11 protein-coding genes are annotated in these 13918 nt (G+C 59.5%); 9 read left to right on the top strand and 2 right to left on the bottom strand.

Features of this window, described 5'->3' with window-relative positions:
* Positions 1-100 precede the first annotated feature (100 nt).
* Complete coding sequence (gene queF, locus CE636_RS09950; RefSeq protein WP_017899188.1) at positions 101-946, bottom strand: NADPH-dependent 7-cyano-7-deazaguanine reductase QueF; 846 nt, start codon at positions 944-946, stop codon at positions 101-103.
* 68 nt (positions 947-1014) lie between these two features.
* Here queF and syd point away from each other — a divergent pair, with 68 nt between their 5' ends.
* From syd to CE636_RS09910, 8 genes are all read left to right on the top strand, one after another.
* Entirely contained in the window at positions 1015-1560 is a 546-nt protein-coding gene (syd, locus tag CE636_RS09945) for a SecY-interacting protein (RefSeq protein ID WP_004205553.1), read from the top strand.
* A 632-nt stretch (positions 1561-2192) separates the two neighbouring features.
* Positions 2193-2522, top strand: a complete 330-nt coding sequence (locus CE636_RS09940) for a YqcC family protein (RefSeq protein WP_002915249.1) — start codon at positions 2193-2195, stop codon at positions 2520-2522.
* On the top strand, positions 2522-3316 hold the full coding sequence (gene truC / locus CE636_RS09935) for a tRNA pseudouridine(65) synthase TruC (protein ID WP_004205557.1): 795 nt from the start codon (positions 2522-2524) through the stop codon (positions 3314-3316). Before CE636_RS09940 ends, truC begins: the two co-directional genes overlap by 1 nt.
* Before the next feature lie 4 nt (positions 3317-3320).
* The gene (locus tag CE636_RS09930; protein ID WP_004205560.1) at positions 3321-3764 is read left to right on the top strand and encodes a flavodoxin; all 444 of its coding nucleotides are present in this window, start codon (positions 3321-3323) and stop codon (positions 3762-3764) included.
* Between the two features lie 470 nt (positions 3765-4234).
* On the top strand, positions 4235-5587 hold the full coding sequence (locus CE636_RS09925; RefSeq protein WP_004205562.1) for an MFS transporter: 1353 nt from the start codon (positions 4235-4237) through the stop codon (positions 5585-5587).
* A gap of 2 nt (positions 5588-5589) precedes the next feature.
* A complete protein-coding gene (locus CE636_RS09920; RefSeq protein WP_017899187.1) occupies positions 5590-6930 on the top strand; it encodes an enolase C-terminal domain-like protein in 1341 nt (446 codons plus the stop codon).
* An 18-nt stretch (positions 6931-6948) separates the two neighbouring features.
* Positions 6949-8289, top strand: coding sequence for a glucarate dehydratase (gudD, locus tag CE636_RS09915; protein WP_017899186.1), 1341 nt, complete (start codon positions 6949-6951; stop codon positions 8287-8289).
* 72 nt (positions 8290-8361) lie between these two features.
* Positions 8362-9501: a glycerate kinase gene (locus CE636_RS09910; protein WP_004205570.1), complete on the top strand. Its 1140-nt coding sequence runs from the start codon at positions 8362-8364 to the stop codon at positions 9499-9501.
* 166 nt (positions 9502-9667) lie between these two features.
* Here CE636_RS09910 and barA read toward each other — a convergent pair whose 3' ends face one another.
* Entirely contained in the window at positions 9668-12418 is a 2751-nt protein-coding gene (gene barA / locus CE636_RS09905; RefSeq protein WP_017899185.1) for a two-component sensor histidine kinase BarA, read from the bottom strand.
* A gap of 132 nt (positions 12419-12550) precedes the next feature.
* Between barA and rlmD the strand changes: the two genes are divergently transcribed.
* Complete coding sequence (gene rlmD / locus CE636_RS09900; protein ID WP_004205574.1) at positions 12551-13855, top strand: 23S rRNA (uracil(1939)-C(5))-methyltransferase RlmD; 1305 nt, start codon at positions 12551-12553, stop codon at positions 13853-13855.
* Positions 13856-13918 lie beyond the last annotated feature (63 nt).

Here is a 13918-nt window from a genome sequence, read left to right as displayed (position 1 = left end):
ACAGGACGCTTATGGTCTTCCTGTGATTACAATAGCCCTGCGAGCGGCGTTTCCACAACCTTGCGCGCGCCTAAACGCACGCATATTGTGAAATTATTTATTATTGTCGGGCGAGGCGGCCAGTGGCGGGGGAAAAGTCGCCGTTGCTGCGCCAGGGGTTGATATCCAGACCGCCGCGTCGCGTATAGCGGGCGTAAACGGAAAGCGATTCCGGCTGGCAGAAACGGAGAATATCGTTAAAGATGCGCTCGACGCACTGCTCATGGAATTCGTTATGGTGGCGGAAAGAAACCAGATAGCGCAGGAGCTGCTCGCGGTTGATTTTCGCCCCACGATACTGGATCTGCACCGAGCCCCAGTCCGGCTGGTGGGTGATCAGGCAGTTGGACTTCAGCAGATGGCTGACCAGCGTCTCTTCCACGATTTTGCCGCTGGCGGCGCCCTGCAGGTAGTCGGCGCTGAACTGATAGTTATCGATCTCGATATCCTGATCGTCGATGCAGGCGCCGTGCAGGTGGGCAATCGGCTGGCCTTCCAGTTCATCCAGCCGATACAGCGACACCTTGACCTCGCCCTGCGCGCAGACGCTCAGATCGCGGGTTAGCGTCTCTTCAACCTCCTGCCAGCTGGCGAAACGCGTCTGGTTGAAGCTGTTGAGATAGAGCTTAAAGCTTTTTGATTCCACCAGATTGACGGTGGTGTCGGGCAGTTCGACGTGGCCGACGGCCACCTGCGGCAGGCCTTTGCCGTTCAGCCAGGAGAGTTCGTAGAGCGTCCAGATATCGGCGCCGTGAAACGGCAGGTTGTCGGCATGCAGGCCAAGCGGGTCGCGGTTAAGGCTGCGCGGAACGCCCTGCAGCAGCGAGGCGTCATAGGTATCGCGGTAATCGGTTGATTTACCGAGCGTCAGGCCGGCCAGCGCCTGATGATTATCGTAAGAAGACATGTTTCACCATAGTAAAGCGGGTACACTATTACCCCAGTGTATCCTGTCTAACGTGAAGAGAGAAACCGGTGGACCATCAGACCGCAGAAGCGCTGCATGCTTTTACCCAACGTTATTGCGCCGCCTGGCAGCAGCAGCGCCACAGCCTGCCGCGCAGTGAAGAGCTTTACGGCGTTCCGTCGCCTTGCGTCGTCGACACCCAGGACGAGGCCGTTTTCTGGCAGCCGCAGCCGTTTTCGCTGGCGCAAAATATCAGTGCGGTTGAACGCGCCCTGGATATTGTGGTACAACAGCCGCTTCATTCTTATTATACCACTCAGTTTGCCGGCGATATGACCGGCCGGTTCGCCGGCGAAACGCTAACGCTGCTGCAGACCTGGAGTGAAGAGGATTTCCAGCGGGTGCAGGAAAACCTCATCGGGCACCTGGTGGTGCAGAAGCGGCTGAAGCTGGCGCCGACGCTGTTCATCGCTACCCTCGAGAGTGAACTGGATGTCATTTCCGTCTGTAATCTCAGCGGTGAAGTCGTCAAAGAGACCCTCGGCACCGCCAAACGCCTCACCCTTTCCCCCTCGCTTGCGGGTTTCCTCAACCAGCTTGAGCCGGTGCTGTAATCCAGTCTGCCTGGTCATTTGTGAGAGATCTCTTACAAAACCTGTAAGAGATCATCATCATTTAAGGCAAATTTAATCCAATCTTTTTTTGTTAAGTTATTGGTATTAAATTAGATCTTAATTTTTTCGTCCTTTTGAGTGGGGACTAATCTTAAGAGATTGTCTCAAGAAGGGTTGTAAGAAGAGGCAGAATCAGTGATCCTATGTCTGTCGACAGGAAGTCGCGAAATGAAGCGAACATCAGGATGATGGCGCTTCTGCAGGACCCGCCAGGATGGCGTTGCAAGGACAGGCTTCAGGATGAAGCAAGGATAACGCAGGATCGCGTAATGGACACCTCCAGGATGGAGAATGAGAGCCGCTCAGGATGAACGGTGGATCAGGAAGATCGGGACAAACTTAAGGATAAGTCATTTCACATCGGGGTGGTGTGAAAGCAGGATGCACGAGTTTATGGATGAACATGGTCAGGAGACCTCAGGAAAAGTTTTCAAGGACGAGCAGGGAGCACCAATGTAGCGGGAATGCTGCAAAACGAACCGGGAGCACTGTTTATACAGTGCTCCCTTTTTTTATTTCTCCTGCGGATTTGCTATCCTGCGCCCGGTTTTTAACTCATCGAGGTTTCCCCCATGACTCTTCACGATAGCGTGCGCGATCGCCTGCGCGCCATTGAAGCCCTGCTGCGCGAAACAGAACACTGGCAGGAGACGGCGCCGGACAGCAGCGCCTTCGCCAGCGATAAGCCGTTTTGCCTGGATACCCTGGAGCCGCTGGAGTGGCTGCAGTGGGTCCTGATCCCGCGTATGCATCAGCTGCTGGAGAGCGGCCAGCCGCTGCCGCAAAATTTCGCCGTTGCGCCGTATTACGAAATGGCGCTGGATCAAGCCCACCCGGTTCGCGAATCCATGCTGGCGGAGCTGCTGCTGCTGGACGCGCTGTTTGCCGGTGAGCAGGCCTGATGCTGGAGATAATCTACCAGGACGACTGGCTGGTGGCGGTCAACAAACCGTCGGGCTGGCTGGTGCACCGCAGCTGGCTCGATCGCGATGAGAAAGTGGTGGTGATGCAGACCGTGCGCGACCAGATCGGTCAGCACGTTTTTACCGCCCATCGCCTCGACCGGCCCACCTCCGGCGTCCTGCTCATGGGGCTGTCAAGCGAGGCGGGTCGGCTGCTGGCGCAGCAGTTCGAGCAGCATCAGATCCAGAAGCGCTACCATGCGATCGTCCGCGGCTGGCTGATGGAAGAGGCGCTGCTCGATTATCCGCTGGTGGAAGAGCTGGATAAAATCGCCGATAAGTTCGCCCGCGAAGATAAAGGCCCGCAGCCGGCGGTGACCCATTATCGTGGTCTGGCGACGGTAGAGATGCCGGTCGCTACCGGGCGTTATCCCACCACGCGCTACGGGCTGGTGGAACTGGAGCCGAAAACCGGCCGCAAGCACCAGCTGCGCCGCCATCTGGCCCACCTGCGTCATCCGATCCTCGGCGACAGCAAGCACGGCGATCTGCGGCAAAACCGCAGCGCCGCGGAGCATTTCGGCTGCCACCGCCTGATGCTGCACGCCAGCGAACTGTCGTTAACTCATCCCTTTACCGGTGAGCCGCTGACCCTGCGCGCCGGTTTTGACGACGTCTGGATGCGTGCGCTGTCGCAGTTTGGCTGGCGCGGGCTTCTCCCGCTAAATGAAAGGGTTGAGTTTGCCGACGACTGCGGTCAGGATGAAGAGAATAAGGACAATCCTGGGAGATAATAGCATGGCGGAAGTCGGAATTTTTGTCGGCACCATGTACGGCAACTCGCTGCTGGTTGCGGAAGAAGCAGAAGCGATCCTCAGCGGACTGGGACACAAGGCTACCGTGTATGAGGATCCGCAGGTCAACGACTGGGAATCCTATACGGGGAAGTATGTGCTGGTGGTCACCTCCACCACCGGGCAGGGCGATCTGCCGGACAGCATCGTCCCGCTGTATGAGGGCATCAAAGATATGTATCAACCTCACCTGCGTTACGGCATTATCGCGCTGGGCGACAGCACCTACGCCAACTTTTGCGGCGGCGGCCTGAAGTTCGATCAGCTACTGCAGGAGCAGGGCGCGAAGCGCATCGGCGAGATGCTGAAGATTGACGCCAGCGAAGATCCGGAGCCGGAGAGCGTCTCTAATCCATGGGTTGAGCAGTGGGCTACCCTGCTAGAATAAAAGCGCTGCCCTCTCCCTACGCAGAGGGCGCCCTTTCAAGCTGTCGCGGCCAGATACGCGGACAGCAAAAGTGTAGCCCTTTTCGGGCCGCACGCCTTCAGGCAAATGCACAATATCCTTAGCAATATCATGGGTTAAGCTAGCCAGTTTCACCGCGTCAAGAGAGGTATTTCACACTCCGGCTCTTTTTGCTGCCCTTTTGACCACCCGCGGCGCTGGTTTTTCATTTCCGTGAACTTCCCCCCATTCTTTCAGGCATACGCCATAAACCACCTGCAATAGCGGCGTAAAAGCTGTGTAGATGCACGGTGAGCCGCGGTGTGCCTCTTCATATACTGCTCCAGCCAGTGACAAATGCAGTGCCAGATATAACGACAACTATCAAAACACGACCACGTCATTCTGATTACCCTACAGGTTGTGCTGTTCAGAATGAACGTAGCTAAACGCTATGATTCAGGAGTACAACAATGAGTTCATTAAGTCAGGCGGCGACGGCGGCTGAAAAGCGCACCAATGCCCGCTACTGGATAGTGGTGATGCTGTTTATCGTCACCTCTTTTAACTATGGCGACCGGGCGACGCTGTCGATCGCCGGTTCGGAAATGGCCAAAGATATCGGCCTGGATCCGGTGGGGATGGGGTATGTCTTCTCCGCGTTCTCATGGGCTTATGTCATCGGCCAGATCCCGGGCGGCTGGCTGCTCGACCGCTTCGGTTCGAAGCGCGTCTATTTCTGGTCGATCTTCATCTGGTCGATGTTTACCCTGCTGCAGGGCTTCGTCGACATCTTCAGCGGCTTTGGCATTATCGTCGCGCTGTTTACCCTGCGTTTCCTCGTTGGCCTGGCCGAATCGCCGTCGTTCCCGGGTAACAGCCGTATCGTGGCCGCCTGGTTCCCGGCGCAGGAGCGCGGCACGGCGGTGGCGATCTTCAACTCCGCTCAGTACTTTGCCACCGTTATCTTCGCGCCGATCATGGGCTGGCTGACGCATGAGGTGGGCTGGTCGCACGTCTTCTTCTTTATGGGCGGCCTGGGGATTGTGATTAGCTTTGTCTGGCTGAAAGTGATCCACGATCCGAACAACCATCCGGGAGTAAACAAGAAGGAACTGGAATATATCGCCGAAGGCGGCGCCCTGATCAACATGGATCAAAAGAGCAGCGCGCAGAAGGTGCCGTTCAGCGTCAAAATGGGCCAAATCAAGCAGCTGATCGGATCGCGGATGATGATCGGCATCTATATCGGTCAGTACTGCATTAACGCCCTGACCTATTTCTTTATTACCTGGTTCCCGGTTTACCTGGTGCAGGCGCGCGGCATGTCGATCCTCAAAGCGGGGTTTGTCGCCTCCGTTCCGGCGGTGTGCGGGTTCGTCGGCGGGGTGCTGGGCGGGGTGATCTCTGACTGGTTAATGCGTCGCACCGGCTCGCTGAACATTGCCCGCAAAACGCCGATAGTACTGGGGATGCTGCTCTCCATGACCATGCTGATGTGTAACTATGTCAACGTGGAGTGGATGGTGATTGGCTTTATGGCGATGGCCTTCTTCGGCAAAGGGATCGGCGCGCTTGGCTGGGCGGTGATGGCGGATACCGCGCCGAAAGAGATTAGCGGTCTTTCCGGCGGCCTGTTCAACATGTTCGGCAATATCTCCGGTATCGTCACCCCGATCGCTATCGGCTATATCGTCGGCACCACCGGCTCGTTCAACGGGGCGCTGGTTTACGTCGGCATCCATGCCCTGGTGGCAGTGCTGAGCTACCTGGTGCTGGTGGGCGACATCAAACGTATTGAACTGAAACCTGTAGCGGGACGTTAATCATGACTACCCAATCCAGCCCGATTATTACAGAGATGAAGGTCATTCCGGTGGCCGGACACGACAGCATGCTGCTGAACATCGGTGGGGCGCATAACGCCTGGTTTACCCGCAATATCGTGGTGTTGACCGATAACGCCGGCAACACCGGCGTGGGCGAAGCCCCTGGCGGTGAGGTTATCTACCAGACGCTGCTGGCGGCGATCCCGCAGGTGGTAGGTCAGGAGGTCGCCAGGCTGAATCGCGTGGTGCAGCAGGTACACAAAGGCAATCAGGCGGCGGATTTCGACACCTTTGGCAAAGGGGCGTGGACCTTTGAACTGAAAGTCAACGCGGTAGCGGCGCTGGAGGCCGCGCTGCTCGATCTGCTCGGCAAAGTGCTCAATGTGCCGGTCTGCGAGCTGCTGGGGCCGGGCAAGCAGCGTGATGCCGTCACCGTGCTGGGCTACCTGTTCTATATCGGCGATCGGCAGAAAACCGACCTTGGTTATCTGGACCATACGCCGGGCGATCACGAATGGTATCGCCTGCGCCACCAGCAGGCGTTGAGCAGCGAAGCGGTGGTGCGCCTGGCGGAAGCCGCTCAGGATCGCTACGGTTTCAAAGACTTTAAGCTGAAGGGCGGCGTGCTGCCCGGCGAGCAGGAAATTGACACCGCCCGGGCGCTGAAAAAGCGCTTTCCGGACGCGCGCATCACCGTCGATCCTAACGGCGCCTGGCTGCTGGATGAGGCGATCGCCCTGTGCAAAGGGCTGCAGGATGTTCTGACCTACGCCGAAGATCCGTGCGGCGCCGAGCAGGGTTTTTCCGGCCGGGAGGTGATGGCCGAGTTCCGCCGCGTCACCGGGCTACCGGTCGCCACCAATATGATCGCCACTAACTGGCGCGAGATGGGTCATGCGGTGATGCTCAACGCCGTCGATATTCCGCTGGCGGACCCGCACTTCTGGACGCTCTCCGGCGCGGTACGAGTGGCGCAGCTGTGCGACGAATGGGGGCTGACCTGGGGCTGCCATTCCAACAACCATTTTGATATTTCCCTTGCGATGTTTACCCACGTCGGCGCCGCGGCGCCGGGTCAGCCCACCGCCATCGACACCCACTGGATCTGGCAGGAAGGCGAGGCGCGCCTGACCAAAAATCCGTTGCAGATTATTAACGGCAAGATTGCCGTGCCAGACGCGCCGGGACTCGGCGTGGAACTTGACTGGGAGCAGGTGCGCAAAGCCCATGAGGCCTATAAATCGCTGCCGGGCGGCGCGCGCAACGACGCGGGCCCGATGCAGTACCTGATCCCCGGCTGGACATTCGACCGCAAACGTCCCGTTTTCGGCCGCCACTAATTACAAAAGGATGATGCTATGACGACTTTCTCTTCCACGCCCGTTGTCACCACCATGCAGGTGATCCCGGTTGCCGGCCATGACAGTATGCTGATGAATCTGAGCGGGGCCCACGCTCCGTACTTCACCCGCAATATCGTGATTATCAAAGATAACGCCGGCCATACCGGCGTCGGTGAAATTCCGGGGGGCGAAAAAATTCGCCAGACTCTGGAGGATGCCATTCCGCTGGTGGTGGGCAAAACGCTGGGCGAGTATAAAAACGTGCTCGGCGCGGTGCGCAATCAGTTCGCCGACCGTGACGCCGGCGGCCGCGGCCTGCAGACCTTTGACCTGCGTACCACCATTCACGTGGTGACCGGAATCGAAGCGGCGCTGCTGGACCTGCTGGGCCAGCATCTTGGGGTCAACGTCGCCTCGCTGCTCGGCGATGGACAACAGCGCAGCGAAGTTGAAATGCTGGGCTACCTGTTCTTTATCGGTAACCGCCACGCCACGCCGCTGGCCTATCAGAGCCAGCCTGATGAACAATGCGAGTGGTATCGCCTGCGCCATGAAGAGGCGATGACGCCGGATGCGGTGGTCCGCCTCGCGGAAGCGGCGTATGAAAAATATGGCTTCAACGACTTTAAGCTGAAGGGCGGCGTGCTGGCCGGTTTTGAAGAAGCCGAAGCGATCGGCGCCCTGGCGAAGCGCTTCCCGAATGCCCGCGTGACCCTCGATCCGAACGGCGCCTGGCTGCTTGAAGAAGCCATTCAGATTGGCAAGCAGCTGAAGGGAGTACTGGCCTATGCGGAGGATCCGTGCGGCGCTGAGCAGGGCTTCTCCGGCCGCGAAGTGATGGCGGAGTTCCGTCGCGCGACGGGCCTGCCGACCGCCACCAATATGATCGCCACCGACTGGCGGCAGATGGGCCATACGCTCTCCCTGCAGTCGGTGGATATCCCGCTGGCGGACCCGCACTTCTGGACCATGCAGGGATCGGTTCGCGTGGCGCAGATGTGCCATGAGTTTGGCCTGATCTGGGGTTCGCACTCTAATAACCACTTCGACGTGTCGCTGGCGATGTTCACCCACGTTGCGGCTGCGGCGCCGGGCAAGATCACCGCTATCGATACCCACTGGATCTGGCAGGAGGGCAATCAGCGTCTGACCAAACAACCGTTTGAAATTAAAGGCGGAATGGTGCAGGTGCCGAGCACGCCGGGTCTGGGGGTTGAGCTGGATATGGACCGCGTAATGCAGGCAAATGAGCTATATAAGAAACATGGCCTTGGCGCCCGCGACGATGCGATGGCGATGCAGTACCTGATCCCGGGCTGGACCTTTGACAACAAGCGTCCATGCATGGTGCGCTAAAAGGCCGCCGGCCTCTGCGGGGGCCGGCATTGCGCGATAGCCACAAGGGTTAGCTCAGAGTAAGGACTGCAGATGAAAATAGTGATCGCACCGGATTCCTGGAAGGAGAGCCTGAGCGCGCTGGAAGTAGCCAGTGCGATAGAGCAAGGCTTTCGCGAGATTTATCCTGACGCGGAATATGTCAGGCTGCCGGTTGCCGACGGCGGGGAAGGGACGGTGGAAGCCATGGTGGCGGCGACCGGCGGGCATCAGGTTCCGCTGACGGTGACCGGGCCGCTGGGGGAGCCGGTAGAGGCATTTTATGGGCTGTCCGGCGATCGCCAGTGCGCCTTTATCGAAATGGCGGCGGCCAGCGGGCTGGAAAGCGTTCCCCCGGCGCAGCGTAACCCGCTGCTGACCACCTCCTGGGGCACCGGGGAGCTCATACGCCATGCGCTGGACGCAGGTGTGCGGCAGATCATTATTGGCATTGGCGGCAGCGCGACCAATGACGGCGGCGCCGGCATGGCGCAGGCGCTGGGGGCGAAACTGCTGACCGCCGACGGTCAGCAGATCGCGCCAGGGGGCGGTGCGCTGGAGACGCTGGCGCGCATCGATCTTAGCGAGCTGGATCCACGGCTGGCAGATTGTCGGATTGAAGTGGCCTGCGACGTTACCAACCCGTTGACCGGCCCGCAGGGCGCCAGCGCGGTATTCGGCCCGCAAAAAGGGGCGACGGCGCAGATGATTGACCGGCTTGACGGCGGCCTGCGGCACTATGCCCGGATCATCGCCCGTGATTTAGATTGCGACGTGCTGAGCCTGGAAGGCGGCGGCGCGGCGGGTGGGATGGGCGCGGCGCTGTATGCGTTTTGCGGCGCTCAGCTGCGCCCGGGCATTGAGATTGTCACCGATGCGCTGCAGCTGGCGGAGCGGGTGGCGGATGCTGATTTAGTGATCACCGGGGAAGGGCGTATCGACAGTCAGACTATCCACGGTAAGGTGCCGGTGGGGGTGGCCCGGGTGGCGAAGCGATTTAACGTACCGGTGATCGGGATTGCCGGCAGCCTGACCGCCGATGTCGGCGTCGTGCATCAGCACGGGCTGGATGCGGTATTCAGCGTGTTGTACACCATCTGCACTCTGGATGAAGCGCTGGCCAATGCCGCCGCCAATCTGCGGATGACGGCGCGAAACGTCGCCGCGGTTTTGCAGATGGGCGGTAAGCTGTAATTGAGGTATCCCGGCTGGCGCAGTGGTATTTGTAGCCCGGATAAGGTGCGTAGCACCGCGATCCGGGAACCATCCCCGGTGGCGCTTACGCTTACCGGGGCTACCAACCGAATACCGGACCGTAGGGCGTAGCCCGGATGAGGCGCATAGCGCCGCTATCCGGGGTTTACACCCCCATCCGGCACGATTCACGCGCCACATTGTCCATCTCATCTAACAGCTCAAGCAGCTCCGGCTCCAGATCCTCGGCGGCGGTGCCTGCGCGCAGCTGGCTCTCCAGGGTGTGGCACAGCTTTTTCAGCCGCGGCACGCCGCTGTAGCTGCAGCTGCCATGCAGTTTGTGGATCAGATCCACCAGCCCTTCCGGCTGCTCGCCAACCAGTTGCTCTTCCACTTTGTTACGTACCTCCGGCATAAAAGCGATCAGCATCTGCAGCATCTCCCTCGCCAGATCTGGCTTCATCGCCGCCTGGCGCAGCGCCAGCTGCCAGTCGAGCGTCTGGTTATGGTCGATGACCGGCTCTGTGGGCGGTATCGCCGCCGGGGCGATGCTGTGTACTCCGGGCTGATAGCGCAGCAGCAGGGCGTGCAGTTTCTCTTCTTCGATCGGCTTCGCCAGATAGTCGTTCATGCCGGCGCTCAGGAGCTTCTCGCGCTGGCCCTCCAGGGCGTGTGCGGTGACGGCGATAACCGGCGTTAGCTGGTGATGCGGCAGATGATGGATAAGCTCACAAGCGCGGATGCCGTCCATATCCGGCATCTGAATATCCATCAGGATCAGATCCATCTGCAGTTGCTTGGCCTTGTCCACCGCCTGCTGGCCGCTGTCGCAGAGGATCACCTGCTGCACAAGGTCATCCAGCAGGGCGCCAATGAGCTTCAGGTTTGCCGGGTTGTCGTCGACGGCCATCACGGTCATCGGCAGCTTATGGCTGCCGGCCTGCGTCAACGGCGCGGAGGCTGTCGCATGATTGGTGGCCACCAGCGCTGGCAGTAAACGGGTGGTGGTGAGTGGTTTCAACAGGCAGGCGGCGACGCCATCGCGTTTCAGGGCTTCGGCGCTAACCTGGGCATGACACGGCAGAGCCAGCAGTACGTTGTCTGACATCGCGCAGGCTTTGGCCAATTTTTCCCGGTGCGGTGACAAATCGCGCATTGAGACCGGGATACCGACCAGCAGAATGTCGTACTGGGCTTCCGCCAGCGAGGAGAAGGTGGGGCTGTAGATCACCTCCAGCGGCGTGGCGGCCAGCATCTCCAGCGTGCACTGCGCCGCCGTCGCGTTGGCTTCCACATAGGCCAGACGCTTGCCCGCCAGCCCGTCGGTATTCAGCATATCCGGGATGGCGTTCGGGTTGAGATCGAGGTTGATATGGAACCAGAAGGTGGAGCCGCGGTTCGGCTGACTGTGAAACGAGATATCGCCGCCCATCTCCTTGACCAGACGCTGGGTGATCACCAGCCCGAGCCCGGTGCCGCCGTGGCGGCGTGAAATACTGGCATCGGCCTGACGGAAGGCCTGGAACAGCCGGGACTGATCGCGCTCGGGGATGCCGATGCCGGTATCGTGGATCTGAATTTCGATCTGCACCCGCGAATTACTGATGGCCCGCTGCTCCACCAGCACGTCGATATTACCGTGCTCGGTAAATTTGATGGCGTTGCCCACGAGGTTGGTCACAATCTGCTGCAGACGCAGCGGGTCGCCGATGACGTTATCCGGCACGTTGTTCTTAATGTTCAGCGTCAGCTCCAGCCCCTTATCATGCGCGGAATGCGCCAGCAGGGTGACCACCTCATCAAGCGAGGTGCGCAGCAGGAACGGAATGCTCTCCAGGATGAGTTTCCCCGCCTCCAGCTTGGAAAAGTCGAGCACGTCGTTGATGATCGCCAGCAGATTATTGGCCGAGCGTTCGATGGTGGTCAGGTGGTCGCGCTGCGTGGCGTTGAGATCGGTTTTCAGCGTCAGGCGGGTAAAGCCGATCACCCCATTGAGCGGGGTGCGCAGTTCGTGGGACATATTGGCCAGGAATTCAGACTTAATGCGCGCCGCCTCCTGGGCGCGCTTTTTCGCCAGGTCCAGTTCGACGTTCTGAATCTCCATCTGCTCAAGGGTTTCCCGCAGATCGGAGGTGGCCTGGTCGACGTTGTGCTGCATCTCCTCATGGTACGCCGCCAGCGACATGGCCATCGAGTTGATGCCGTTTTTCAGCATATCCAGCTCGCCGAGCATAAAGCCCTCGACCCGACTGTCCAGCTGCCCACGGCGGATGCGGTCGACGGTATTGACCATATTGCGGATAGGGCCGGTGACGTCGCGCATCAGGCGCCAGCCGAAGATCAGCGCAATGCCGATGCAGAACAGCATCATCACGCTGGAGATGAAAATCTCTTTGTACTGCTGCAGGCGGACCGATTTCAGATCCAGCTCCAGCGCGACGTAGCCCAGCATATTGCCCGGCATTTTGGCATCGGATTCGGGGGATTCATCCGGCGAATAACTTTCCGAGACGATCGGCGTGCGCAGGATCATCATGTCGCCGTCGCGGATGACGCTGAGACGACGGGGAAACGCCTCGCCTTTTGGGATCTGCAGGTCGCTGGGGTTGAGCTGGTAATTGGAGGTGACAAACAGGCGGTTATGCGAATCGTACACCGAGATGGCCCGCACGATCTCCGAGTGGCGACGATGCAGAACGCTGATCAACTGGCTGATGGATTCGCGGTTTTGCAGATTCATGCCATATTCGCTGGAGACCGCCAGCGGCTCAATAATGCTGGTGCCGGCGTCCTCCAGCTGACGTTGCAGGTCGTTATAACGGTGAGCGACAAAGAAAACACTGAGCAACAGCCCTATCAGGACGGTTGGCGCCAGAATCAGAATCATCATGCGAGCACGCAGGCTGTAGTTGGTCATGCGGTTCCATTATGGGACAATATAGACATCATCGTTCGGTGCGCGTCGGTGCGCGTCGGTGCGCGTCGGTGCGCTTCGCGGCGCTGCCGCTCTGAACGAGCTCGTTTTATTTGATTGAGACAACTCTCTACGATGGCGCAATTCTACTCTGCAAAACGGCGTGTGACGACGCGCCAGATCATAACCGTTACAGTCAACGACCTCGATCCCTTTGGCCAGGGCGTGGCCCGCCACCAGGGGAAAGCGCTGTTCGTCGGCGGCGTGCTGCCGCAGGAGCAGGCTGAGGTGGTGCTGGTGGAAGACAAAAAGCAGTACGCCCGCGCTCAGGTAAAACGCCGTCTGACCGACAGCCCGCAGCGCCAGGCGCCGCGCTGCCCCCATTTTGGCGTTTGCGGCGGTTGCCAACAGCAGCATGCCAGCATCACGCTTCAGCAGCAAAGTAAACGCGCCGCGCTGGCGCGCCTGATGAAGCGCGAGGTGGATGAGATCATCGCCGGCGAGCCGTGGGGCTATCGCCGTCGCGCGCGCTTAAGCTTGAATTATCAGCCAAAGACCCAACAATTGCAGATGGGTTTTCGTCAGGCCAGCGACAAAGCGATCGTCGATGTGGTGCAGTGCCCTGTTTTGGTGCCCCAACTTGAGGCGCTGCTGCCCGCCGTGCGCGAGTGCTTAAGCGCGCTGAGCGCATTACGCTGCCTTGGCCACGTCGAGCTGGTGCTGGCGGACAACGGCCCACTAATGGTGCTGCGCCATACCGCTGCGCTGCCGGCCGCTGACAGGGAAAAACTGGAACGTTTTTCGCAAACTCACGGTCTTTCCCTGTACCTCGCGCCGCAAAGCGAGATACTGGAACATATTCACGGCGAAGCGCCATGGTATACCTCAGACGGACTACGCTTAGTGTTCAGTCCGCGGGATTTTATCCAGGTCAACGACGGCGTGAATCAGCAGATGGTGCGTACCGCGCTGGCGTGGCTGGATCTGCAGCCCGAAGACCGGGTGCTGGATCTGTTCTGCGGGATGGGCAATTTTACCCTGCCGCTGGCGACTCGCGCCGCCCACGTGGTCGGGGTGGAAGGGGTGCCGGCGCTGGTGGAGAAGGGGCGGGAAAATGCCGCCCTCAATGGTTTATCCAATGTCACCTTCTTCCATGAAAATCTGGAAGAGGATGTCACCCGCCAGGCCTGGGCGAAGCACGGCTTTGATAAAGTGCTGCTGGACCCGGCCCGCGCCGGCGCGCCGGGCGTGATGCCGCATATTATAAAACTGGCGCCGCGGCGGGTGGTGTATGTTTCCTGCAACCCGGCGACGCTGGCGCGAGACAGCGAAACCCTGTTGCAGGCTGGATATCAGATTCAACGCCTGGCGATGCTGGATATGTTCCCGCATACCGGTCATCTGGAATCAATGGTGTTGTTTGAGCGCAGGCTTACATAAGGTCATTCACAACGTCGCAGAAGTGCCGCCCCGGCCATCAATGCTGACGCGACCTGCAGGATG

The organism is Klebsiella sp. LY, from assembly GCF_004010915.1.
Taxonomy (GTDB): Bacteria; Pseudomonadota; Gammaproteobacteria; order Enterobacterales; family Enterobacteriaceae; genus Klebsiella; species Klebsiella quasipneumoniae.
The sequence above is the reverse complement of the archived record's forward strand: the minus strand, read 5'-3'. Positions and strand labels throughout refer to the sequence as shown.

What these genes read in the sequence shown, in the direction of transcription:
- queF (WP_017899188.1), bottom strand. Translation starts at nt 946, where the DNA reads ATGTCTTCTTACGATAATCATCAGGCGCTGGCCGGCCTGACGCTCGGT.
- CE636_RS09925 (WP_004205562.1), top strand. Translation starts at nt 4,235, where the DNA reads ATGAGTTCATTAAGTCAGGCGGCGACGGCGGCTGAAAAGCGCACCAAT.
- barA (WP_017899185.1), bottom strand. Translation starts at nt 12,418, where the DNA reads ATGACCAACTACAGCCTGCGTGCTCGCATGATGATTCTGATTCTGGCG.
- rlmD (WP_004205574.1), top strand. Translation starts at nt 12,551, where the DNA reads ATGGCGCAATTCTACTCTGCAAAACGGCGTGTGACGACGCGCCAGATC.
- CE636_RS09930 (WP_004205560.1), top strand. Translation starts at nt 3,321, where the DNA reads ATGGCGGAAGTCGGAATTTTTGTCGGCACCATGTACGGCAACTCGCTG.
- CE636_RS09910 (WP_004205570.1), top strand. Translation starts at nt 8,362, where the DNA reads ATGAAAATAGTGATCGCACCGGATTCCTGGAAGGAGAGCCTGAGCGCG.
- CE636_RS09920 (WP_017899187.1), top strand. Translation starts at nt 5,590, where the DNA reads ATGACTACCCAATCCAGCCCGATTATTACAGAGATGAAGGTCATTCCG.
- CE636_RS09940 (WP_002915249.1), top strand. Translation starts at nt 2,193, where the DNA reads ATGACTCTTCACGATAGCGTGCGCGATCGCCTGCGCGCCATTGAAGCC.
- truC (WP_004205557.1), top strand. Translation starts at nt 2,522, where the DNA reads ATGCTGGAGATAATCTACCAGGACGACTGGCTGGTGGCGGTCAACAAA.
- gudD (WP_017899186.1), top strand. Translation starts at nt 6,949, where the DNA reads ATGACGACTTTCTCTTCCACGCCCGTTGTCACCACCATGCAGGTGATC.